Origin of the sequence: Gimesia chilikensis, assembly GCF_007744075.1 — a bacterium.
Lineage (GTDB): Bacteria > Planctomycetota > Planctomycetia > Planctomycetales > Planctomycetaceae > Gimesia > Gimesia chilikensis_A.
On the sequence record NZ_CP036266.1, the window covers coordinates 2,072,180 to 2,096,208 of the forward strand.

Consider the following 24,029-nt stretch of genomic DNA (forward strand, 5'->3'; position numbering starts at 1 on the left):
GGAAACAGTCGCGCTGAGGGTGAGACGCATCTGCTGCATGCAGAATGTGCGCGTGATGCGCCTCTGGTTGGGAATACGTCTTCTAAGACGCGAAAGCGGTGCGCTCAGAAGGTTCGTCGGCAACATCCGGTTATCTCCTTAATGCATGATAAATCAAACAATAAGTTGAGTGAGACATCGCGATCGAACTGTTATTGAACTTAAGGAATACGTCCTTAAGTTCACTCCTGATTCGAAAGCATCCGGACTGCAACAAACCCAAAGGCCATGCAAGCAAGAGCAGTCGTGTGTCATGTTTGCTGAGACCAGTAAACAAAGAAAATGATCATTGTCAAACAGAAAAAATGTAGTTTCCCGAAATGATTCTTCCGTTCGTGCTGAATTAAGTCCGGGTGTGCTTCGCGGGTCTGCATTTATAGTACGGGGTGAATGGATGATAAAATCTATGTTACCAATTGCTTAGGAATGCAGGCGTCTGTTTTTGCAAACTGCGAATTGTTGAAGCAGAGAACGACTCTTATTTTCTTTGAAGAGTCGAAGAAAATTTGTGAGGAAATCTTCATTCGGTAGGCTCTATCGAAGGGACGCGTGTTTTTGTGGATGGGAATCGTTCGCACGAGAGACCTATGGAATCTGCTAATAATGTCGCGCAGCATCATGTAGGTTAAACCGGGTCTCAGGAGCAGAACCACTTCCATTTCAACAGCAGAAAACAGGGACAAATTCGAGGCAGTCGCGCTGACAACTTCACCGTTTACCCGGAGAGTAATAAGCTGCTTGTGTGACATATTGTCTCGAAATCAAAGCGCGGTTGTGCTCACAGGACTCGATTTGGAGTTTCTTCTTTGATTCGATCATGTCCCCGTTTATCGACGACGATAGAGAGTGCTACAACAGTCAATAGACTGGTCAGTGAAAAGATTATGCGTCTGGATGCATGATACATCGGGACTGAAAGCGGATAGAAAATAGATGGTTTTCAGATCGAGATGGATCTGATTCCTGAAGTGATCCGGATGAGTCTAGCGGAAGCAAGGGAAACGTGTTATGGCATTCTCCGTTCTCAGGAGTCAGGAAAGCAGATTGCCCGTTTTCCGTTTCCTGGGAACGGGGGAAGCTGTTGGCGTATGCATGATTGATTTTGATTAGCGGCCGAGAGTTGATTGTGTTGGGGAAGACAGGATGGGACGCATCAGGAGAGAGACTGTAGAATTCAGTTCAGGCAGAATCGTTGAGAGGGGTTATGGTGTTAGAGATGAAAAGCTCTATCTGTGACCGGTTAATCAGGTCGACGGGAGATCTTGTGTGGGGGCTTGTGTTTGCAAGCCTGTTAACGATCACAGCGATCAGTGTCTCTACCGTCGGGATGATAAAAACGAATGAGCAAACCAGTATCGTACCGGTCGAATCCTTCCACGAAACAAAACCTGATAAATGGAGAGAGGCCGGAATTGAGGCGAGTGCCGGAGATGCAGTCGTCAAGGTGATGCAGGTCGAAGTCGGTCCCATTCAGTACAGGACATTGGAGGATATTCAATTTCAATCTGCTGAAGAGTTTCTGAAGGTTAAAATATCAATTCATAATCGAAGTAAGGTGAAAAAATACAGCTACTTATCTGTGGGGCTTTACGATGGGACAGAGGATCTTCTGCATGACGAATATGGGAATGAGTACCCCATTTATTCAACGGGAACTGTCAGCATCGTTGGTCAGTTGAATTATGCCGACCTCTATCCCGGGCAATCAGTTGAGGATTTAATCGTCTTTTCCAGACCGGTCACGAGTGCTTCTCGGCTCAAACTACGGTTGCCGGGAAGCGGGATCACTGGCGGAGAGCCTCTATACTTCCAGTTTCCCACACCTTGTGAAAGAAATTGAATTTTCAGATTTTTAGCTACAAATACCCAGATTCAGGTTAACCCTGCAAAAAATTCACGTTAACAACTACGTTGTGACTACCGGGAGGGGAATCAACGTAGTTTCAGGGACGTCGGCTGGCTGCCGCCATGCACACAGCCGACGCTCCCGTTTTAAAACTCGTTGTTTTCACTGCCCACGCAGGTTCTCCATCTTCCCGCCTGTTGTGAGCAGTTTTGTAGATGTCTTCTAGAGTTCGTCTGAGATGCGCTCGATTTTTCCATTACGCAAAGCCGGTGCGTGGTATCTGGTGTTTGATCAATGAGTCAGTGAAATGCTTCTGGCTGCTGCTGGAAGTTCGTTGATGATTCGATCTGATTCCAGTGCATGTTTACTCTTTGCTGGAAAAACGACAGGCAGTAACTGAAACGCTGTCGTTCTAATCGACAATCGATTGAGTCACAGTAATCTGAGATTTCAAAGTTTGGTTATTGTCTTCAGAATTGTAAGGGGAGATTTGCTCAATATGAGGTTTTGTGTGTCTGCGGTCGGTACGTTTGGGTTTGAAAGATACGACTTCTGCTACAAACATTCGGATCAGTGATCTAAATTCTGTTGTTGTAAGCTGATTCAGAAATTCGAATTGGTTTCCTGTTCGACAGAGACATAACCTCATCTGCTGTAGATTTCCCTCGTCGCAAACTTATATTTGCAGGAGGGCCTGTCCATGCAATGTCCAGAAACGATTCTGGTGCTTGAGGATGATCTGCTTATCAGTAGACTGCTTACTAAATTTATTGCTCCGGAAACCAGGCGCGTGCTGGTGGCTTCCAACGTAACTGAGGGGCTTGAAATACTCCGGAGTAATCATGTGGATGTCATCTTTGCTGACATCCATCTGCCTGATGGAAACGGGATCAGTGTAATTCGGGAAGCACTCCGCATTCACCCTGGGATAGTCTCCGTGGTCGTTACCGGTGATCCCTCACTCGAGTCTGCAATTGAGGCGATGCATCTGGGCGTTAGTGATTATGTCAAGAAGCCGTTTAACCGGGAAAAAATTATTACCTCCCTGCGACGTGCCATCAGCCGGTCAGAAGTAAAAAAACTGATGGCCAACCGAGAAACTGACCCGTCAGTTAAGCCTGAAAATGACCTCTTTCAACAAGCTGATGCCCGGTTTATTGCTGTCAGTGATTCTATGCAGGAAATCCTGTCGCTGATAAATAAGGTCTCGCATCTGGATATCCCCTTTCTGCTGCAGGGAGAGATTGGGGTCGGAAAGAAGGCCCTGGCCAGGCACATCCACCAATGTAACGGCACTCCGCAGACACCTTTTACTTACATCAATTGTGCGACGCAGAACAGTGGTCGACAGTTTTACGAATCCGTCTCCAGTGTGATGGAGCAGACTGCGGAACAGGTCTCAGTTGGTACAACCGGGAAGGGGACCGTTTTTCTGGAAGATATCGAACAGTTATCCTTGAGCGACCAGAAACAATTACTGGAGTTTTTAGGAGAACATGCAACCGGCGGCCATTCGTGTTCGGTGATGTACGAGTACCCGTTTCGATTAATTGCAGCAACGACGAAAGACGATCTGGAAGCTGAAGTCAAGCAGGGCCATTTTCATCGTGGCTTATTTGATTATTTGAGTCTGATGCCAGTAAAAGTTCCCCCATTGCGCGAACGCAGGGAGGCGATAAAACCTTTGGGGCTGCATTTTCTGAGACAGTTGGGAAGTGTGTGGGATTTCAAGAACAAGCACAGTCATGATCGGATCAACGAGACAGAATGGCAGGCACTGATTAATTATGACTGGCCTGGAAACGTGCATGAACTGGCTGCGGTTATCTTTCGGATCATTCTGCTCAATGACTGCCTGGGGGTTACTAACCAGCTGAAGCAGGCTCAGGAAAGTTCGGGAGCCGACAAGGCGGAAACGATTTCCATTCCAGTGACAGGAGACTTTAAATCCATGGAACGCCACATGATCAAAGAAGTGGTCAAACTATGTGGCGGCAATAAGACGACCGCCGCGAAAACACTCAGGATGCATCGCCGGACTCTGTATCGGATCCTGAATCAGGGAAAGCAGGATCAGGATATGCATCAGGCATCAATTACCTGATCTCTGTCGATCACACAGCGTTCCTTCTTCATCAAATCAGCCTTTGGATTGATTGTGGTTTCAGGTTGGGCTCGGATTATCGTCTGAAAAACGTAACTCTTTGATCTCATCAGTAAATGGTGTTCTTTAAGTATCAGTTAATATCACGCTATATCCACTGTAAGGCGGTATGAATATCAAATCATACACGCCTGTGTTAAAATGCAGGGAGTAGTACCTGCGAGTCTGAGCTTGCAGGTCTTTGATTATTGTACTGCGACTGATGAAAATGAACTGATGTCAGTCAGAGAGGGCATCAGGTGGAAGAGTGATGAAGATATTTGATCTAAAACAGATTGTTTTTCTGCTGGCTTTAACGACCCTGATGAGTTCTGCAGCCCGGGCGGAAACGGTGATTGAGGTTTCTCCTGACGGGCCGATTCGATCTCTTGCCGCAGCCCGTGACGAAATCCGAAAGCTTCAGCCTCAAGAACCGGTTAAGGTAATCGTGCAGGACGGTGTTTATCCTGTTTCAGAACCTGTTCTATTTACTCATGAAGATTCCGGTACCGAGAAAGCCCCCATCATCTATCAGGCGGCTCCGGGATCTCATCCTGTCATTTCGGGGGGAAAGCAGATTTCCGGATTCAAAGTAGATCCGGATGGGGTCTGGTCTACGACCGTCGATTCCGGTTGGAAATTCGAGCAGCTCTGGGTCAATGGACAGCGGGCTGTGCGGGCTCGGGAACCGGATGAGTTTTTCTTTTATCTCCGGAACAGCCGGGAAAAAATGGGAAAAACAGCTGGCCCTCGACCTCAGAAAATCGCCCGGCAAACACTCTACGCCGATCCTGCAGATCTGGCTTCCCTGAAACAGGTTCCTGAAGAGGAACGAAGTGGGATTCAGGCACTCTTCTTTCATAAATGGGACAATACCCGCAAATACCTGGACGAGTATGATGCTCCATCGGGTAAACTGCATACCTCCGGTCGGCAGATGAAGCACTGGAATCCGCTCACCCGGAATACAGCCTATTACCTCGAAAATTATCGGGCTGCACTCGATACGCCGGGCGAATGGTATCTCGCTCCTGAAGGTAAGCTGTATTACTGGCCCCGCAAAGGCGAGACTCCTGACAAGGCTGAAGCATTTGCACCTGTGGCTGAAAAACTGCTGGTTTTGCAGGGAGACCCTGCCGCCGGTCAGAATGTGGAACACCTGACTTTTCGCGGCCTCGCGTTTCGATTTACCGACTGGAAGACACCTCCTCAGGGGTTCGAACCTTCCCAGGCTGCTTCGCCGATTGAGGCTGCTGTCATGGTCGATGGCGGGCGTTCCATCGCATTTGAGGATTGTGAAATTGGACATGTCGCCACTTATGGACTTTGGTTTCGCAAGGGGTGTAGTGAGAGCAGTGTGACACATTGTGATCTGCACGATCTGGGAGCTGGGGGGATCCGGATTGGCGAAACCCGGATTGCCTCGAAGGCAGAGGAACGCACTCAAAAGATCAATGTCGACAATAATCTCATTCGGCACGGAGGTCGATTATTCCCCTGTGCGGTTGGAGTCTGGATTGGTCAGTCCGGCGATAACTCGGTCACTCATAATGAAATTGCGGATTTCTTCTATACAGGAGTTTCAGTCGGTTGGCGGTGGGGCTACACGGACAGTCTCGCTGTTCGCAATAAAATTGAATTTAACCACATTCACCATCTAGGCTGGGGCTGGTTGAGTGACATGGGGGGCGTTTACACTCTCGGTCCTTCACCTGGAACCACTGTGAGTAACAACGTGATTCACGATATTCTCTCCTGGAGTTATGGTGGTTGGGGACTTTACAACGATGAGGGCAGTACTGATATTCTGATGGAAAACAACCTGGTGTATCGTACCCGGTCCGGTGGCTATCATCAGCATTATGGTCGAGAGAATCTGATTCGGAATAATATCTTCGCCTTCTCACGTGAATACCAGGTGAAACGCAGTCGAGTCGAAGAGCATCTTTCCTTTACCTTCGAACGCAATCTCGTCATCTTTGATTCAGGAGAACTCTTTCATGGCAACTGGTCTGACAAGAATGTTAAGTTGAATCATAATCTCTACTGGCGCACCGATGGGAAACCGATTGATTTTCAGGGAAAGACTTTTGCGGAATGGCAGGCTACCGGAAAAGATCAGGATTCCATCCTTGCCAATCCTCGTTTCATTGATCCCGCAGAGGGCAACTATCACCTGGCACAGAATTCACCGGCTTTCAAGATCGGATTTAAACCGTTTGATTACGGGCAGGCAGGGCTTTATGGAGATTCAGAGTGGGTGAATCAGGCGCGGTCACTGAAATTTCCCGAAATGAAAGATCCCCCGCCCACACCAGCGCTGGCTTTTGTGGAAGACTTTGAAGAGGGGGGGCTGCCTCCCGGAACTTCTGTCGGACAGGATGAAAAACGGGGTGGCGTCGATATCGTGGAAATCGCTGACGCACCATCTGGTCAACACGCTCTGAGGCTTAAAGACACTCCCGGACAACAGCGTCGTTATTACCCCATGATTACGGTTGCCCCCAAATATGCTGAGGGCAGAGGCCGCTGCGCTTTTGCGCTCAAGTTGGGACCAGGGGCTGTTTTTCAGCACGAGTGGCGCGATCATGCGAATCCCTATCGAATTGGTCCTACACTCTGGATCGAGCAGGGGAAACTCAGCGCGGCAAACCGTCAGACTTTGATGGAACTGCCTGTGGGGCAGTGGGTCAACGTGGAAATCGTCGCGCCGCTGGGAGATAGGGCTGGCAAGTGGGATCTGGTCGTCACGCTTCCCGGGCAGAAACCTCGTCACTTCAGGAATTTACCCTGTATTCATCCTGAATGGCGAACTCTCGACTGGATTGGCTTCATCAGCCAGGCTGACGCTGATGCGGAGGTCTGGATTGATGACCTCCAGCTCTCGCAATGATCTTCCTTTGCTGGGTTCTGTGATTCATGGAACTGGAGTGATCAGACTTGCTATGAAAAAAAGCTCTCGTGTTTCCAATGGGACTCACGAGAGCTTTCGCAGTTTTTATGGTCGTTCCGAATCCGCCAGCAGCTTCTTGAGTCCGGCATTTTCTTTTCAAGCTCTTTCAGATGTTTCGCCTGGTACATCCGCTAACCACCTTATTTCCGACGCCACTCGTAGTACGCCTGCTGGTGGATTCCCGGTTTTTCACATCAGGGGAATCGTCACCCCTTTGCGGTTGAATATCGGTCGCAAGCCTCTGAAGTTCTTTGCGAGCAGAGTCTAAGGAGTCGACCAAAGCCGCACCACCATGTTCGTCATTTTCGGCGGCGACAATCTCTAAATCGTTCACGCCGATGAAGCGAAACACAGTCCGTAAATGTGGATCAAGATGGTTGTTTTTCTCGTTTCGACCGCCGGGTCCATACCCACCATCACCACGGGAGATCACCGCTATCATCCGTTTACCGTGAACGAGCGGTGTATACGGTGATTCTGTGTTATCGGGATTAAATAAGAACGTTCGACCTATACGCACAATCTGATCTATGTAAGCTTTGAATCCGCTTGGCATTCCGAAATTGTAAAATGGAATCCCGGCAACAATCACATCCGCCAGTAATAGCTCGTCTATCAGTTCGTTGCTCAATCGCAAGGCATCCTGCATTGCTTGACTGCGTTCATTCGGTGGCGTGAATGCAGCTGCGATCCACTCTTCCGTCACGTGTGGCAATGGGCTTTGTCCAATGTCACGATACGTCACGGTGCTGTTGGGGTGCTTGACCTGCCATCTTTGCACAAAGTCGGCTGTGAGACCACGTGTGTGAGAACGGTCGCTGCGGGGGCTTGAATCAATGTGGAGCAGGTGAGGCATTTCAGTTATCCTTTTCAACAAAAAGTTTTGGCATCTGAATTACAGCAACTATGCTGGTATAATTGCCATTCACGAGGCAGGTTCAACCGGGCACAAATTTGTGGGGTACTTTCTTTTAAGTAGGGTGCGGGAAAGATGAGTGAGATTGATGTAACCGAAGTCTTCGAAAAATGCCTGGGTTGTCGCTACATGGTGACACTGCTCCAACGCATTGAGCAGGGAATCCAACGACCGGGGCAATTGGAGAGGTCAGTCGATGGGATGACTGCGAAAGTTCTTTCGGAACGCCTAAAGCGACTCGTCGAATACGGCGTCGTAGAAAAAACGAGTTACCCCGAAATTCCTCCACGAGTCGAATACAATTTGACTGCATTTGGTCTACGTTTGCTGGAGATCATCGACGAGGTTGACATACTTCACCAGGAAGCTCGGTTGAAGAAATGACAAACCGCACGTCGGTTCCCGCCTTCCAACTCCAGCATCAGATGGTCGTATAAAAAGAAAAAGACAATATCAGCTTGAAGTGGAGAGCGCGGGAAAGTTAGAGTGATGAAATAAATAGCCCTGAAGCAATTTCAGACTCAATTCCAAAAGTCAATGTAATCTCGAAGTAGAGAGACACGCATGAAAGTTTTCCAGAATCTGATCTCATCATCCATCATCATGTTTCTGCTGATGCAAACCGCCAGCGCAGCAGGTCCGGGAACGCTTTCGCTAAAGCAGAAGCAAATGCTTAAAGCAACGTCACCGTTATTTAAAGCCATCTATCAGAATCATTCTGGTCAGGCAATGATTAAACTGAATGGCGTTTCACCTGATAACGGTATCACATGGGAGCCTGTGAAGCCCACTCCCGATTTTGACAAAGACCTTCCCTACGGCTACCGACGCAGCCATTACGGCCTCTGGCGAGATCCGGTCAACGGCAACATCCTGTCGCTTTTTAACTGTATGGACACACCAGATAAAGACCCCAAGGCACATGAGCCGCGCTGGCAATGGCACTGGTATTACCTTCGTTACCGGGTCTCGACTGATGGGGGACGCAGCTACCTGTACGACAAACCCATCGTCCAAAAAGGAAAAGAGTATTCCCCCGAGCACCCGGTCGACGGCGTACATATCAGTAAAAATTGCTTCTTTCTCGGCGATCTCGGCTGTGATCCAATTCGCACCCGCGAGGGGACGATCCTGGTGCCGATGCAAATGCCCCCTCTGGCAGATGACGGTCAGAGTCTTCACAATCCCGGCGGTGGCTGGTACTGGCTTCAAACCAGAATTCTCATCGGACGCTGGACGGAAAACAATGACATCGAATGGGAGTCGTCAGAACCGATCGAGGGTAATGGACAACGCACCGTCCGCGGGTTGTATGAACCGACCCTGGCTCAAATGCCGGATGGTAATCTCATCTGCATTATGCGTGGCAGTAACGGCGGCAAGAGTGATCCCTCGAACAAACTTCCCAGCCGGAAGTGGATCAGCGTCTCTAAAGACGGTGGCCACAAGTGGAGCAAGCCAGAACCCTGGACCTATTCTGATGGAGAACTTTTCTTTTCTCCCTCTTCGATGTCAGAACTGATCACTCACTCCAACGGTCGTACCTACTGGATTGGAAACATCAGTGAGAAAAACTGCCAGGCCAACCATCCCCGCTGGCCCCTGGTCATTGGAGAGGTCGATCCGAAAACTTATGGAATTATACGCGATAATCTGGTTGTGATTGACACGAAACAACCTGATGAAGAGGACGTGAACCTGTCGCACTGGCACTCTATTGAAGACCGCCAGACTGGCAACATCGTTATCACGACGTCCCGGGCGAGTAAGGGTTACAAGAGCCGCACTCCGGTCATTTATACGATTGGTGTGGAAGGGGCCCGTCTGCAGGAATAACCACCATTACAGTTCTAATCCGTCTTGCTGCTGCTCTCGTTGGTGATATACGGTGGTCCGTAACCCCATTTTGAGACAATCTGCTTTACATTTCCTTCAGACAGAGAGAACCCCCCGGAGGTTGTACTCTTCTTCAAATGCTCCTTGATGGTGTCGTTAGTTTTACGGACATAGGCAATACTACTCCTATCAATGCTATAAACACCGCTCATGTCATCGAGATCGTCTGCACCGGTCAGCCTGAAAGAGGATTTGGCCGAATAATCTTTGTTTTCTGTAGATAAGATTGAGTAGTAGAAATCAGAATGCGGAACAGCAGGAAGCGGTTCAGTTAAACAGAAATGATATCTTTTATCGTTCATGATGTTATTTACATCTGACAAAGATTGAACAGACAGCGCTCCCGTTACATAGTTACGATCTTCTTTGAGCAAAAACGTTCCGTTATCCCAGACTGCCAAGGTAATTTCGGGCCGAAACAGATCGTCAGGATATGGTGCAAATCGAGTTTGAAAAACGGCGATCATGGGCTTATTGAATAAATAAGCTGGAAGATCAGACTCATCTGATAACTGTGGTAGTTCCTCAGACGGAGGGGAAACGCTGTTCGAAATTCCGCGGTGACAACTGGAAAGACAAGTACACAATAATAAGATTGAGACAGGTATTAAGATGTTACGGGCATCCATTCCGCACCTCCTCAAAAGAGCCAGAATCCTGACTAGTATATCATCAAGTTCTGGTTCCGGTTAAGAGGGCAAAGTCAGGTGCGATTGCCTCAACGTATTGCCGGCAAACGACTGAAGAAGATTCCGAAAGCGATGATGACCTGTTGAGCGGCCTGTGACAACGATTTCTGTATTCCCGGGAAAAGCCTCAATACAGGAAATACGGGTTTAAGTGGGATCCTGAGGGATCAAGCGGTACTGAAAAGTACACCCGAAGGGTGTCTCAACCGCTCGATGAAAATAGGGGTGAAATCCCAGTCGGCACACTGGGGGACCTGGTCGGGATCCCGTTGACAGATGAACTGGTTGAATTGCTTCTGCTTTGGAAAAAACTGAGTGATAAGCAAAGAGAATCACTACTGACTGGACTTAGAGAGGAGATTCGAGATGTCCTTCGGTAGAGGGGGCATCGTCACGCATGGATGTGCAATCACTGCAGGAAAAGCAGGATTATGAGTATCAACGTAGTGATAACAGCGAAGACTGTCCGGATCGCATTCCAATACTTCCATCGAGCTTCAAACTCATCGCGAGCAACCCTAAAGGCATCTGCATCCATCTTCTCGATACTCAGAGATTGCAGTTTATTGTTAAGCGGAATATTGATCCTCAGTGTTGGCAACTGCACAGACAGAAGATACAGAGACGTGGCGATGAACAGCAATACCTGTTGGACACGAGGTAATTCTAAAATGGCCAGAATCGTAGATATAATCAACATAATGATCGAACCAATCCAGACCAACATAAAGATCGGTTGATTTTTCTGGATCACACGATCCATCGCACGGAAGGCACGTATGAAATCCTGGTCACTCAGACTGCTGATGCCCGGCATGATGACAACGGCAAATGCGAACAGAAAGCCAGCAACTAATGAGCACAGTAATGTAGTTGTGATCAAAGCCAGATGAAAGATTTCCATTTTTATTTCAGGCGAATTGTAAGTTAATAGACTAATTGTAATGTTTGACGGATTTAGTATCTTTCGATTCGATGCAGTATGAATCTGACTCTCAAAATGGATGAACTATTATCATCTTCCATACTCACTCTGGAAAGTGGCGGTCCTGATGGTTCAGTGCAGCATGGATCGTCTCAAATAGAACTTGTGCGGGATAAGGTTTTTCAAGAATCGCAAATGCACCTGACTTTTTCGCAGTCATCTGGGCACTGTGGTTCATAGAGCCGGAGGCGACAATGAAGGGGACTCTGTAACCCAGAGCCTGTGTTTTTCTCAGTAAATCAATTCCGTTCCAGTTGCCTTTCAGCTCATAATCAGAGACCACACAACCTGATATGCCAGGGGCTGTTTCTGTCAGAAAGGCCTCTGCTGAGTTGAATAACGCGGTTTTCAATCCCTGCGTCTCCAGTAGAGTAACCGTGGATTGGGCTACGTCCGTATCATCATCAATGATGTAGACTTTATTCTCTCGCGTCAAATTCATAAGTCATCAATTGATTCCAGCCAAGGATTGTCTCTTTATTTCCTGCTGAATGTTATTATAGAGTGGATGGGATACCACCGAGCGTGTAGTGGCACAGCCAAGTTAGGGAAGAGTCAAAACAGAATTGTGTATTTCATAAGAAAATAGGATCATCTTAAAGATCACTTTAAGCTGGTTTTGTCTGGTAAAGCTCAATCATTCCTTCAAAAGTATTTACTGCAGCATGCTTAATGTTTTCAAACTGCTGAGGTAGCCCGACAATATGATTCATGCTTTCCTTGAAGCGATACCAGTCTTTGTACCATGGCTCCGGGGTGCAAAGAAAATAACTGGCCCCTGTTGCGTCCTGGAGGGACAGTGCATTCATCAGGGGCTCGGTTAAATATACTGAGCCCAGACGCGATCCTTCCAGAACATACAATACGCCAATCAGCGTAAAGTTATTTTGCTGATACATGGTTGAAGTATTCTGAAGTAGCTTTTGGGTTGTTTCATGGATAGCAGGCATGTCACCATTCACGAGCAGCTCAAGATCAGCCTTGATCGTTTGCAGGCGAGAATATTTTTTAAGGTCGAAGAATCCAGCGAGATTACTGTCTGTCTGCCAAGTCGGCTCCAGAAAATTATGAAGATAGTAGAGCTGTGTCAGAATCCAGGAATACTCCGGCTTCGAAATGATTCCATGCATCATACGAAATGCAAGATAAGTCGACTCGATCTGTTGGTGCAATTCATGAACCGCTTCCCGTATCTCTGTTGCGAAATCTTGCATTACGAAGAACTTCTATAGAGCTTAGACAGCTTGCGTGGATGAAACACTGAAACACCACAAATCACAGACAGGCATACTGAAGGGATTTGATAATTTAATTTCTTGGGTGATTTCATTCCCGTCGGAATTACTCTCAATGGTAGTTGTAGGCAACCAACTATTATTTACTAATTGAAGTTCAAGTATTTCACAGATTTCTCATAAGAATAGACCCGTGTATTTTTGTGAATCATCTGAAACTATGTTCGACGATGAGATGTCTAAACTGATCAATCAATCGAATGGTCGTATCTACTATTAGTCTAGAATTCTGAATAGTAAAACAATCTCTGGTTACGGTTAACGGGGCAGATCAATCTGCACTGATGACGAGAAAGAAAATCGTCGATTTGAACCAGTCAAGTATAGTAGTGGAGTCAGATTAAAAGCGGATTCTTGGACTATTGCTCTTAAAATGACTAGATAATATCTCGCTCGAACCCACCTTTGCATAAAACTATTTGCTATTATACCTTCGCTGGAAGCGGGCACTGATTACAGAAAGGGATTTTGTGGCAGAGGAAAAATCAAAGCGGCTGATCGCGATTGGTGATATTCACGGGCATAGTTTAGCATTGCAGGCATTGCTGAGTCAGATTTCCCCTAAGAAAGGCGATGTCATTGTCACCTTAGGAGATTATATCAATCGTGGTCCTGACAGTTGTGGAGTTCTGGATACGCTCCTGGGACTTCAGGAACAGTGTCAATTGATTCCGATCCTGGGAAACCACGAAGAGATGATGCTGGACAGCCGCGATGATCATCATGCAGAACAACGGTGGCGGTTCCACGGAGGAGAGGCCACCATACGATCCTACGGCGACAATGCTGGAGTGAACCAGATCCCCCAGTCGCATTGGGACTTTCTTTCCCAGTGCTGTTCGTATTATGAGACGGGGAAGTTCATCTTCACCCATGCGAATTATTGCTGGTACTCTGCACTCAATGATCAACCTTCTTCGCTACTTCGTTGGCTCTCCCTCGAAGAAACGGCCCCACGACCACATGTCAGCGGCAAAACCGTAATCTTGGGACACACGCCTGGTTCGGTTCGGGATGAGGGGTTTTACCGATGCATTGACACAGGGTGTGGCTTTGAAGGCCTCCTTACTGCAATGGATGTTGAATCAAAAAGAGTCTGGCAGGTTACAGAGACAGGTGAAATCCTGGAAGCTTGATTTCTCGATCATTGGTGATTTTTGGGATGTGACCCACCTTTGTCAGAAGTGTGTAATAAGATGGAAATCATGACCGGTCCTATATTTTCTCAGAACATGCCAATTTAATGAATTCAAAAAAGAAAAAATTACCACCAGATTCCAGTGTCCCGCGTCGTCTGGATCGTGATCGGAGAGTTCGGCAAAATGCACGCATCGCACGCGTGCTGGGGGTCCTGAATTTAATTCAGTCTCGAGGTAGATGGAATCTGAAGGCGATTGCCAGCGAACTGGAATGCTCTACCCGAACGATCCAGCGGGATCTGGAAGTACTGGAATTTGCTGGAGTGCCCTGGTATGTCGATCCTGCTGATAAATGTTACCGGGTCCGGGCAGACTATCAATTTCCCACATTGATGCTCACTCAGGATGAAACGATCGGACAGGTGGTCGCCACAGCACTGTCCAAGGCTTCGGGACTGGATATCAGTTCTGGTGCCAGTCCCACAACACGAAAGCTGGCTGCAACCGGCAATGGCGAGATTCAGCAACTGATTGCCGATGCTGCTCGTATGATTGAAGTATTTGATCTCAAGCTGGTCGATCACAGCCAGCATCAGGTAGTTGTAAAAACGCTGCAAAACGCTTTGCTTCAGGGAAATAAAGTTTCTGGAAGATATGATTCCCCTTACGAAGACGAGACAGTACGGCTGACAATTCATCCCTATCGTCTCTGTCTAGTCAAGCAGGCCTGGTATGTGATCGGCCATATAGAGGGCGAAACAGAGGCGAAAACGTTCCGCGTGGCTCGTTTTAAAAGCCTGCGGATGTTGGAAGGGGCGGCATCGGTACCTGACCAGTTTGATCTTGGTGAGTATTTCGGAAATGCCTGGTCTGTTTATCGGGGAGAGAAGTCTTATCAAGTCAAATTACGGTTTGAGCCGCAGGCAGCCAGAATTGTTACGGAAACCATCTGGCACCATACTCAAGAGGTCAAACAACATCAAGATGGCTCTGTGACGCTCAATTTTACCGTGGATGGCCTCGATGAAATCCTGCACTGGGTCTTAGCCTGGTCCGGAAAAGTGAAGGTGGAGGCTCCCGAAACGCTCAGAACGATGCTGCTTCAGGAACTGAATGCTGCAATCAGTCTTAACTCGACCAATCATAAGCACTGAATGTGATGACATCTGGCCATTACGGTCTCATTCAGTTTCATGTCCCGTAATAGGACAGAAGGGCAACTTATGCCGACAGTCGATGAGTATCTGAGTGAGTTACGGATTAACCAGCCAGAATGGGTTTGTCATCAACCAGAGTTCACTGCGGAAACGATCAGGCGGTTTTTCTCATCCAGGGTGGTCTACTATCCCGGGGCTGGCACTGACGGGAGAGCGATCGCGATCTTTAATGCCACAAAAAGTGCTTATTGCTTCGTCCATATCGACTTAACCACAACAGCTCAGCAGGTAAGTGACGATTTAAAAGCCGGTCCGCCCCAAGGTTGTAATGGTTATACTCCCGTAGTTGCTTCAGGAATACCCACAGCGACATTCCGTCGACATATGAAGCTTGATATGGCACACCCGGTTCGGGATCAAGTGCCTGCTTTAAAATCCGTATTTTGGACCATTCTCGAGCGAGACCAGGATCGTGCCGACGAACACGGATTTGAGTATCTGGCTTTCTTGCATATTCAGGCTGAAGCTGTCTGGGCATGTCAGAATCTGTGGTCGCAAGCAGAAGTGAACCCGTTCGCTGTGGTTCTCCAGGATCATGCGTGGGGTGGAAATTATGCTTCTTTCGGTGGTGAAGAGTCGCCCTTGTATCAAGCGGCACAACGCACAAAGCATCCGGATCTGTTATTAGTTGCCAATAACACCAAGGTATGGTCAGATTATCAAGCGGTCTCTGAAAGAACACATCGAGTGAGAGCTCAGAATCGGCTTTTTTTATCGAATCAAACAAGCAGTCAAAAGTAGGACCCACCTTTGTCATTACCTTCGGGTACTAAAGAAAAGACTTACTCAATCTTTTCCAGTGTTCGAAGGAAGCCAAAATGAAATCACGAAAATCCTTTTCTTTACTGTTCGCAGCCATCATACTCATTCAAGGGTGTGGAGTGGGACCAGAAGGGTCAGAGCAGGCGGCCAGAGCCTATCTGGCGGGGGAATTTGATAAATGGATGTCAGGCCAGGACAATGAGGCGGCCACCTTCAAAGCCCGCTTGCAGTCGCAGGTAAACCCCATCAGCTACGAAATTCGAAGTGTGGTTCCGGATAAACCGGATCCTTTAGCGATTGCTAAACCAGCGAATTTGACGAAAGACTGGAAAGAATGGCCAGCCTATCGCTTAAACGTAGTCTATGGGTCGATTTCGCGAGCAGGAACACCCTTGGAGCAGGTCGCGACATATACGCTCACCTGGAATGCTTTTGAAAAGAAATGGTATATAAAAGACAGAAGCTGATAGAAGCTTCTTCGTTCAATTGGGGAGATGGAAATGACTGTGGAAGAGCGGCAGATGATTATAGATGCCATTCTCGAGATATTACTCCAAGAGGATCATCAATATCTTGGCTCAGTATATGAGAATCCTAGTCCATCAGAACCAGGGATCTGGGGCGAAATCAACCGCTCCAGAGCCTTTTTCGGGATGACTGTTCAAGCGGCCGTATTCACTGCCGAGCAGATGGACTGGTGGTACCCCCTCCGGGATGGGAAACTCCTGAAAGACGATTATGAATGGTTTGATCTGCGAGCGACATTGGGGGACAACTGGAAAGCATCAGAGCCCAGGCTGATGAAAACGGAGAGTCGGACTCGAGTGGCACTCAATATCCAAATGACAACAGGCATACCGGAACATGAGCCGGATTATTTGGCATTACAAGTTTCCCATCCACAGAATTCAGAACGAGATATAGATTACTGGGAGGATGATCCTCTGACGCAAATTGAATTTCTTCGTGTAAAGGGCTGGGAGGGGCTTTGGATTCTTGATAAAAACAAGACAACATTCATCAAAATTCGTCTCTCGGGGACGCGTGAAGGCTACAGAGTGCATATGGGAGAATTTCGCGAGCATAAGCCAGGTCGAGAATATATGACTATTGCCCGACTGACTTGTGATGAGGAAGACCATATCGTGAAATTGGAGTTCCTGGGGCGGAACCCAGACTTTCCAGAAGTGGTCCTGGAACAGACTGACGACGGTCAAATTCAGGTAAAGAATATTGAATTAGGATAAAAATTTTGAGGATCACAGTACATCGGGGAACTCAGGAGGTGGGGGGGAGCTGTATTGAGGTCAGTACAGACAACTCACGGATTATTCTGGATATCGGTCTGCCGCTATTTGATCGCAATCGACAGGCTCTGGACAGCTTTAAGATCAGAAAGATGACAAAAGAGCAGCTTCGAAATGAGGGGCTATTGCCAGAGGTTCCGGGCTTATATGAAGGGGCAGGGGAACCTGATGCCATTCTGCTGTCCCATGCACACATGGATCACACGGGACTGCTTGAGCATTGTCAGTCTCAGATTCCGGTTTATGCCAGTTCAGGTACGAGCAAAATGATGCTGGCAGGAAGCCTGTTTGCAGCTCAGGTGGGGCTGCCGCGTGAGCTATTCCGTGAAGTCAAACCAGAATCACCCGTCACCATCGGGGATTTCACAATCACGGGGTTTCCTGTAGATCATTCCATCTATGGATGTCTGGCTTTTTTAATTGAAGCTGAGGGACAGTCGATTTTGTATTCCGGTGATCTCAGGTCCCATGGCAGAAAGCCGGGAATGAACCGTCGGTTGATCGAAGTGCTCCAGAAGAAGACCATTGATGTGATGTTGATGGAAGGCACTCACTTCGGTTTTCCGGATGGAAATACGAAGAACGAATACGAACTCGAAGAGGAGATCACAGAGCTCGTTCGGGAAAGTAAAAGTCTGGTTCTCGCATCCTTTTCGCCGCAGCATGTTGACCGGCTGGTGGCCTTCATCCGTGCGGCCATAAAAACGGAGCGAACGTTTGTGGCCGATGTGTATACAGCTTTCATCATGCATCTGCTTAAAAATGAGATCAAACTACCACAGCCCGACCCCAACGGAGTAGTCCGAGTCTATGTCCCAGATAGTCTCAGGCAGCCGAGTACACCCAGGTGGAGAGCGAAGCAGGTGGAGCGATTCGAACATGCGGAAATCAAACTGGATGAAATAATTAAGAGTCCTGAACGGTATTTGATGGTCTTTCGCTCTTCAATGTTGGATGACTTTAAGGAAGGGCTTCCCCCGGAAACCTGTTGTCTGTATTCACGCTGGCATGGTTATCTGGAGCAGTCAGGCTGGGACTCGACTCGCGATGCAATTGGGCAGGTCGATGGAACGATCCGTGAGGTTCATACCAGCGGGCATATGCTTTCAACAGACATTGTCCAACTCGTGCAGAACATCAATCCTCAGACGATTATTCCAGTGCACACGTTTGAACCAGGCCGATTTCGGGAACACTTTAAGAATGTGCAGCTTCTTCAGGATGGTGAACCATTCCTTGTTGAACCATGATCTACTGAACCATCTTAATGTTGAGCGGTGTTGTACATGGACGTGTCAAAAATCAGAGATTGGCTGCATTTTTCTAATGCTAACGGGCAACCTGTCATTCCGCAGAGAATCAATCCGGCAGTCTCTTTCTCTATTGCATCACGGAAGTCAGACCATTCACCCTCTCCGTTAAGCACAGATTCAATATCCTGTTGATTGCATCCACCGATGACCAGGAGTACTTTTTTCATCAGTCGGGAAGGCTCTGAAGGTGGTATGGGTTTGACCCGTTCTGACAGGCCGATTTGACGTTTGATTGCTACTGTCCTCTGAGAGGTTTCGATCATTGCATGGTGATGCTTTTCTATTTGTTCGCGAAATCGTTTTGATTGCTGGATGATTTCAGGGACCTGGTCGGCATCCGCTTTGAGCCTGGGGTCATGAATCATGCTGATTTTTACGAAGACCGCGGATTGGTGTTGTGTGTCATAATGACAAAGATTGAGTTTTTCAGAGGTAGGGCTACCAGTAGTCTGAAGTGGGATTTCCTGATCAATAATCACGTTAGCAGGATGGGAGGCAATGTGATGGAGAACCTGTGATTCGCCGGAATGTACTACGGATCTCATCTTTCGTTTGTACTCATTTAACACATCTTGACCACAGTCTCCTAAGTGTTGTGTTTCCAGATTGTTTTCGAACCGCAATCCTTGAGCATTACCAGAAAAGCGGAGGTATTCTGAACCATCGGTGGTATGTACTGGCACGTATTTGAAGTGGACATCTCCGATGAAAGTATCGCCTGACGGGGAGAGATTTCGAATCAGGGCAGCCCCGCGATAATACACAGTGACTGTATTGTCTCGTATTTCAGGGTGAAGTTCTGGATCGTTGATAATTGAAGACCAATATTCTGAGGGAGATTCTCCCCAGGTGATCCATTCATCAGGTAAGTTACGTCTTAGCATAACAGCACTTTTCAAAGTTGAAATCTCTGGAAACTGAAAATGTAGCAACTCATTGTCGCAAGGGTGTGACGATCAAACTCACTTGAGGCAAGAACTGTACCTCCTACAAAATCACTCTAGCTATAATGGTTTTGAAGCTAGCTTGACCCGTCGGAAATGATCTACGGCGTTTTTCAGAATTATGTATTGCTCACATGCTTTGGGCGTCATCACTTCAAAAGCAAATTCTATGCTTTTCATTGTTGGTATATCTTGAATGGCCTGAATGAGACCACTCGTCAGAGATTTTTCAAGCCATTTAAAATTAAATGTCTGGCTAGTTCCATTCTTCTTATAAATGTACCACGATGACGGAGCCAGGACGACCAAGCGGATCTGGGTAGCTTTCATTATGTGGTATCGGGATGCTGTCATTTTTCTATTGAGGGGTTGGAGTTTGCGGAATAGGAGATAGACCAGGCCGTATCTTAGGATTTCCATCGCCGCATAAAGCGGTTGATCACTTCCGCCATGGGCTTTATTAGAATACTTAAGTTCGATCAGATCATATGAGGTATCATTTCGATGAACGAGGTCGACGCGACATGCATTGGCTCCGGCATTGCTGTGGAGCCCATTGCAAACAGACATTTGATTCATCCAATTCTCATCCAACAGAAACGCGACAAGTTTTTCGAGTGTCTTTTCTTGACTGGTGCTATGACTCGCAAGATGGAGCGACTTTTCCCATTCCCAATTTGAAGATGGAATATTATCTAAATCGAAACCCTTCAGATTTTCCTCCATTTTAGTGACGCAAGCTGAGACTACCTCGGCCACAGAATCGTTATCGGCGTGACCGTTCAATGGACTCCCTTTTTCAGACAAAGCGATTGCTGCTTTTTTTGACTTATACTTGGGGACACCCTTTTGACTGCCAAACTTATTTCCATGTCCGATCAAGCCCAGCCAATTATCCAAAATCTCGTCGATACCATTAAAGATTGACACTAGGTGCTTCCTTTTTCTCAAAGGTTCAAAATCTATTGTTTGCTAGTGGATATATTGTAGATAGTAATACATCACGATGTCGACGGTGGGTCATCTTTATTATGGCTGCTTGCCATTTACGGCGATCAATGCTTCATTCTGGTGTTCATCATCAGCACTAGGTGGCGGTGTACGGCATAACAAGCAGTGGAGAAAACAATCGAGCACCGGACTGTCATGACCCGGAACTAAATTCAACTCGAATCGGTGTCAGTATTATATAGAAGGGAAACTTAGCTCTTCCAGCCCCTTCATTTCACAGTTATCGCCTCGTCTTTCGGTCATCTCACCACGAGATACTCGGAGGGCGGGGCTTTTTTCGTATCCACACACCTAATTCATAAGGAGATTCCATGACTTTCGCCCTTATTGCGGCCAGCAGCGTGCTGGTCGTGTTGCTGACCCTTGTCTGGGCCAGAGAGTTTCGACTGCGGCGTGCTCTGCAGTCGCTCCTGGCCCGCATCTTTACCCAGTGGAGAAATACCCATGAAGCAACTGAACCGGATTCGAAGCATCACGATGCTCATGACCATTCTTATTCCGGCGACGATCGCCGGATGTAGCCCGGCACCGGATGAGCGACTGGCTGAATTCGCTCAACAGACGATGACGGAGCAGACCCGTCAGAATCAACGAATGGCTGACCAGTCGGAAGCGATCGTCGATGAAAGCCACCAACTCGCGGAAGCCGCGAAGGAACTGGTCGAACGGGACGCAGAAGCCCGTCGCGAGCTGATAGCAGCCCAGCAGGAACTGGCATCGCAGCTCAATGAACAGCAGTCAGTCATTTACACAGGCCATGAACAGCTGGAACAGGATCGTCGCGAAATTGCTGAGCAACGGCATCGTGATCCCATCATTGCCGCGGTCATTCAGAACATCGGCCTGGTCATTGCCTGCCTGCTGCCACTGCTCGTTGCCGTACAGGTGATCTGGCAGATGCAGTCGCAGGAACCGGATCATGCCGCTGTTGCTGAGCTGCTGACGCTGGATTTGACCAGTGATGAACCACTTCTGCTTCCCGGCCCGCGTCTGCGTCAAAGTATGTTAACCCGGGAAGACGATGATGCTATGTCATCGTGACCGCGAATGATTCGCCCAATAGGGGCGATCTACCTTTCAAATCAGTCATTCAACATAAGGAGAACTAATCCATGAGTCATATTGTGGAAATCAAAACCGAAGTCCGGGACGAGACAGCCATCAGTGCTGCCTGTCAGCGTCTCAAGCTGGATGCACCAACGCAGGGGACGGTAAAGCTCTTTAGTGACTCTGCCACCGGTGTGATAGTCAAGCTGCCCGGATGGCGATATCCGGCTGTGTTCGACACTCAGTCCGGCCAGGCCCGCTTCGACAACTTCGAAGGTCGCTGGGGCGAGCAGGGGCAACTTGATCGCTTCCTGCAGGGGTATGCCGTCGAAAGGACGAAAATCGAAGCCCGCAAGAAGGGGCACACCGTAACGGAGCAGTCACAGGCCGACGGCTCCATCAAGTTAACTGTTTCCGTGGGAGGTGCTGCATGAGTACACGCACCATCGAAATCATCGTTGAAACCAACGGTTCCACGCGTGTCCAAACCCGGGGCTTCACAGGTTCGGCCTGCACCGACGCCAGCCGGTTCATTGAAGAAGCCCTGGGAAAACGAACCAGTGAACGGACCACGCCGGAGTTCTTTCAGACCACGGAGCAGCAGCAACGTCTCCGGGAAGGAGGTGGTTGATGGCCAAGGTCCGTCGACAGATCCAACGGCAGCAGCGTGAGGATCCGGCTGTCGAAGCACGCCGTATTGCCCGTATTCGTAAGAAGCATGCAGACCTGATCAAAGAGCAGGAGGCTCTCAGTCGCTGGATGACACGCTTGAAACGTGCATTTCACAAGGTGGAGAAGCTCCAGGAGCGGATCGCCCGCATGGAACGCCAGTTGGCCGACCTAGAGGATCGTACCTGATAGGCAGGCTCTGCACGTCCCACATCGAATTATTTTAATAGTGCCTCGGCTTTAACCGGGGCTTTTTCATTTACTCACTCAAGAAGGAGTCGCTATGCCGACCACCACTTCATTAACACAGAAACTGGCCGAACACATCGCGGCCTGTTTTCCGGGGCTGTGGATTCTGTCCCATGAGCACCAGGATGCTCTGACGGAGATTGCTCAGCTCTGCCATGATTCTGAGTGGCAGCTGGCCACTTGGGATATCGACACGGGACTCAGCGTCCCCGGTCAGACAGAGCAGGGGGGAAGCAGCAATGATCCGCTGACTGCCATCAAGGCCATCAATGCACTGGCCACACCTGAAGGAACGGCCATTCTCGTGCTACAAAACTTTCACCGGTTCCTGCAGTCCGCAGAGGTTGTCCAGGCGTTGTCTCAGCAGATCAACACCGGCAAGCAGAACCGGGCGATTGTGATCATTCTGTCGCCCGTTGTGCAAATCCCTACTGAGCTGGAACGCATGTTTGTCGTGATGGAGCACGATCTGCCCAACCGGCAGGAGCTGGAGGAAATCGCTCGTGGGATTGCCACGGAAGACGGGGAACTGCCTGCAGAAGCTGAGTTACAGGTGATTCTCGATGCGGCAGCTGGACTTACCCGGATGGAAGCAGAGAATGCGTTCAGCCTGTCACTGGTTCGGGACGGGAGAATCACAGGAGACGCTGTCTGGGAGCTGAAGACCCAAACGCTAAAAAAAAGCGGTCTGCTTTCTCTGTACCGCAGCGACGATGACTTCAGCAGCCTGGGAGGCCTGGCGGCCCTCAAGGCGTTCTGTAAACGGGCCATGTTGCATCCGCAGCGTGGTAATCCGTTGAAACGCCCGCGTGGTGTTTTACTGCTTTCCCCACCTGGCTGTGGCAAATCCCAGTTCTGTAAGGCACTCGGCAGGGAGGTCGGTCGTCCTGTGCTCAATCTCGACATTGGCAGCCTGATGGGTTCACTTGTAGGGCAGTCGGAAGAACGTACTCGGGAGGCCCTGAAAGTCATTGATGCGATGGCTCCCTGTATTGCCATGATCGACGAAGTCGAGAAGGCCTTTGCCGGTATGAACGGCAGTGGAGATTCTGGAGTCGCATCGAGAATGTTTGGAACGTTTTTGTCGTGGTTGAACGATCACCAGTCTGATGTGTTTGTGGTCTGCACCGCGAATGACGTTTCTAAGTTGCCCCCGGAGTTCAGTCGGAGTGAACGCTTTGATGGAGTGTTTTTCCTGGATCTCCCCGATCGTGAGGAGAAAGACGCGATCTGGGCACTCTACCGGGATCTATTCGAGATCGACGCAGAGCAGTCTGCTCCCGATGACACCGACTGGACCGGTGCAGAGATTAAGTCCTGTTGCCGCCTGGCAGCCTTACTTGATCTGCCTCTGCATCAGGCCGCTCAGAACGTGGTTCCCGTCGCAGTCACCGCTGCGGAGTCTGTGGGGCGATTGCGGACCTGGGCCAGTGGTCGGTGTTTGTCGGCCAGTCAGTCCGGCATCTACCGTCAGAAGGGGAGGGGGGCCCGGTCTCGTCGCAGTGTGAAGCGTGAGGCCTCGAACAACTGATTTGCTGATAGTTTAAATTCCGGATTTTAAATCAGGCTGGATGGCCTCCCGCGGGGAAGTCATCCGGCCAGTTTCATT

The 24,029-nt window shown here is 48.7% G+C and carries 24 protein-coding genes; 17 read left to right on the forward strand and 7 right to left on the reverse strand.

Annotated features, from left to right (window positions below; genetic code table 11):
- Positions 1–1,255: 1,255 nt before the first annotated feature.
- From HG66A1_RS07825 to HG66A1_RS07835, 3 genes are all read left to right on the forward strand, one after another.
- Positions 1,256–1,879, forward strand: coding sequence for a DUF4352 domain-containing protein (locus HG66A1_RS07825; RefSeq protein ID WP_145181774.1), 624 nt, complete (start codon positions 1,256–1,258; stop codon positions 1,877–1,879).
- Positions 1,880–2,585: 706 nt separating this feature from the next.
- Entirely contained in the window at positions 2,586–3,989 is a 1,404-nt protein-coding gene (locus HG66A1_RS07830) for a sigma-54-dependent transcriptional regulator (RefSeq protein ID WP_145181777.1), read from the forward strand.
- 310 nt (positions 3,990–4,299) lie between these two features.
- Complete coding sequence (locus HG66A1_RS07835) at positions 4,300–6,921, forward strand: right-handed parallel beta-helix repeat-containing protein (protein ID WP_197997033.1); 2,622 nt, start codon at positions 4,300–4,302, stop codon at positions 6,919–6,921.
- A gap of 166 nt (positions 6,922–7,087) precedes the next feature.
- Here HG66A1_RS07835 and HG66A1_RS07840 read toward each other — a convergent pair whose 3' ends face one another.
- Positions 7,088–7,837, reverse strand: a complete 750-nt coding sequence (locus HG66A1_RS07840; protein ID WP_145181779.1) for an FMN-dependent NADH-azoreductase — start codon at positions 7,835–7,837, stop codon at positions 7,088–7,090.
- 135 nt (positions 7,838–7,972) lie between these two features.
- Here HG66A1_RS07840 and HG66A1_RS07845 point away from each other — a divergent pair, with 135 nt between their 5' ends.
- Together HG66A1_RS07845 and HG66A1_RS07850 are read left to right on the forward strand one after the other, a co-directional pair.
- Complete coding sequence (locus HG66A1_RS07845) at positions 7,973–8,281, forward strand: winged helix-turn-helix transcriptional regulator (RefSeq protein ID WP_145181782.1); 309 nt, start codon at positions 7,973–7,975, stop codon at positions 8,279–8,281.
- Positions 8,282–8,461: 180 nt separating this feature from the next.
- Positions 8,462–9,733, forward strand: a complete 1,272-nt coding sequence (locus HG66A1_RS07850) for a sialidase family protein (protein WP_145181785.1) — start codon at positions 8,462–8,464, stop codon at positions 9,731–9,733.
- A gap of 14 nt (positions 9,734–9,747) precedes the next feature.
- On the opposite strand, the gene HG66A1_RS07855 is transcribed toward HG66A1_RS07850, so the two are convergent.
- From HG66A1_RS07855 to HG66A1_RS07870, 4 genes are all read right to left on the reverse strand, one after another.
- Positions 9,748–10,422, reverse strand: coding sequence for a hypothetical protein (locus HG66A1_RS07855; protein ID WP_145181787.1), 675 nt, complete (start codon positions 10,420–10,422; stop codon positions 9,748–9,750).
- Positions 10,423–10,891: 469 nt separating this feature from the next.
- Complete coding sequence (locus HG66A1_RS07860; RefSeq protein ID WP_145181790.1) at positions 10,892–11,386, reverse strand: DUF1772 domain-containing protein; 495 nt, start codon at positions 11,384–11,386, stop codon at positions 10,892–10,894.
- A gap of 124 nt (positions 11,387–11,510) precedes the next feature.
- Entirely contained in the window at positions 11,511–11,909 is a 399-nt protein-coding gene (locus HG66A1_RS07865) for a response regulator transcription factor (protein ID WP_145181793.1), read from the reverse strand.
- 166 nt (positions 11,910–12,075) lie between these two features.
- A complete protein-coding gene (locus HG66A1_RS07870; RefSeq protein WP_145181796.1) occupies positions 12,076–12,681 on the reverse strand; it encodes a biliverdin-producing heme oxygenase in 606 nt (201 codons plus the stop codon).
- A 551-nt stretch (positions 12,682–13,232) separates the two neighbouring features.
- Here HG66A1_RS07870 and HG66A1_RS07875 point away from each other — a divergent pair.
- The 6 genes from HG66A1_RS07875 to HG66A1_RS07900 all read left to right on the forward strand — a co-directional run bounded on the left by HG66A1_RS07875 (position 13,233) and on the right by HG66A1_RS07900 (position 18,437).
- Positions 13,233–13,898, forward strand: coding sequence for a metallophosphoesterase family protein (locus HG66A1_RS07875; protein ID WP_145181799.1), 666 nt, complete (start codon positions 13,233–13,235; stop codon positions 13,896–13,898).
- Positions 13,899–14,005: 107 nt separating this feature from the next.
- Entirely contained in the window at positions 14,006–15,055 is a 1,050-nt protein-coding gene (locus HG66A1_RS07880; protein WP_145181802.1) for a helix-turn-helix transcriptional regulator, read from the forward strand.
- A 69-nt stretch (positions 15,056–15,124) separates the two neighbouring features.
- Positions 15,125–15,859, forward strand: coding sequence for a hypothetical protein (locus HG66A1_RS07885; protein ID WP_145181804.1), 735 nt, complete (start codon positions 15,125–15,127; stop codon positions 15,857–15,859).
- A 77-nt stretch (positions 15,860–15,936) separates the two neighbouring features.
- Positions 15,937–16,347: a hypothetical protein gene (locus tag HG66A1_RS07890; RefSeq protein ID WP_145181807.1), complete on the forward strand. Its 411-nt coding sequence runs from the start codon at positions 15,937–15,939 to the stop codon at positions 16,345–16,347.
- Positions 16,348–16,380: 33 nt separating this feature from the next.
- Positions 16,381–17,127 (forward strand): hypothetical protein, encoded by a 747-nt coding sequence (locus tag HG66A1_RS07895; RefSeq protein ID WP_145181810.1) that lies wholly within the window; start codon positions 16,381–16,383, stop codon positions 17,125–17,127.
- A 5-nt stretch (positions 17,128–17,132) separates the two neighbouring features.
- Positions 17,133–18,437, forward strand: coding sequence for an MBL fold metallo-hydrolase (locus HG66A1_RS07900; protein WP_197997034.1), 1,305 nt, complete (start codon positions 17,133–17,135; stop codon positions 18,435–18,437).
- 14 nt (positions 18,438–18,451) lie between these two features.
- On the opposite strand, the gene HG66A1_RS07905 is transcribed toward HG66A1_RS07900, so the two are convergent.
- Together HG66A1_RS07905 and HG66A1_RS07910 are read right to left on the reverse strand one after the other, a co-directional pair.
- Positions 18,452–19,384: a hypothetical protein gene (locus HG66A1_RS07905; protein ID WP_145181817.1), complete on the reverse strand. Its 933-nt coding sequence runs from the start codon at positions 19,382–19,384 to the stop codon at positions 18,452–18,454.
- 120 nt (positions 19,385–19,504) lie between these two features.
- Entirely contained in the window at positions 19,505–20,374 is an 870-nt protein-coding gene (locus HG66A1_RS07910; RefSeq protein ID WP_145181820.1) for a hypothetical protein, read from the reverse strand.
- A 392-nt stretch (positions 20,375–20,766) separates the two neighbouring features.
- On the opposite strand from HG66A1_RS07910, the gene HG66A1_RS07915 reads away from it, so the two are divergent.
- The 6 genes from HG66A1_RS07915 (at position 20,767) to HG66A1_RS07940 (ending at position 23,951) form a co-directional block, all read left to right on the forward strand.
- On the forward strand, positions 20,767–20,976 hold the full coding sequence (locus tag HG66A1_RS07915; protein WP_145181822.1) for a hypothetical protein: 210 nt from the start codon (positions 20,767–20,769) through the stop codon (positions 20,974–20,976).
- Entirely contained in the window at positions 20,939–21,496 is a 558-nt protein-coding gene (locus HG66A1_RS07920) for a hypothetical protein (protein ID WP_145181825.1), read from the forward strand. The genes HG66A1_RS07915 and HG66A1_RS07920 overlap by 38 nt, the downstream gene beginning before the upstream one ends.
- 71 nt (positions 21,497–21,567) lie before the next feature.
- Entirely contained in the window at positions 21,568–21,936 is a 369-nt protein-coding gene (locus HG66A1_RS07925; protein WP_145181828.1) for a DUF1257 domain-containing protein, read from the forward strand.
- A complete protein-coding gene (locus tag HG66A1_RS07930; RefSeq protein WP_145181831.1) occupies positions 21,933–22,133 on the forward strand; it encodes a DUF2997 domain-containing protein in 201 nt (66 codons plus the stop codon). Before HG66A1_RS07925 ends, HG66A1_RS07930 begins: the two co-directional genes overlap by 4 nt.
- Positions 22,133–22,360: a hypothetical protein gene (locus tag HG66A1_RS07935; RefSeq protein WP_145181834.1), complete on the forward strand. Its 228-nt coding sequence runs from the start codon at positions 22,133–22,135 to the stop codon at positions 22,358–22,360. The genes HG66A1_RS07930 and HG66A1_RS07935 overlap by 1 nt, the downstream gene beginning before the upstream one ends.
- A gap of 94 nt (positions 22,361–22,454) precedes the next feature.
- Positions 22,455–23,951, forward strand: a complete 1,497-nt coding sequence (locus HG66A1_RS07940; protein ID WP_145181837.1) for an AAA family ATPase — start codon at positions 22,455–22,457, stop codon at positions 23,949–23,951.
- The last annotated feature ends 78 nt before the right edge of the window (positions 23,952–24,029 follow it).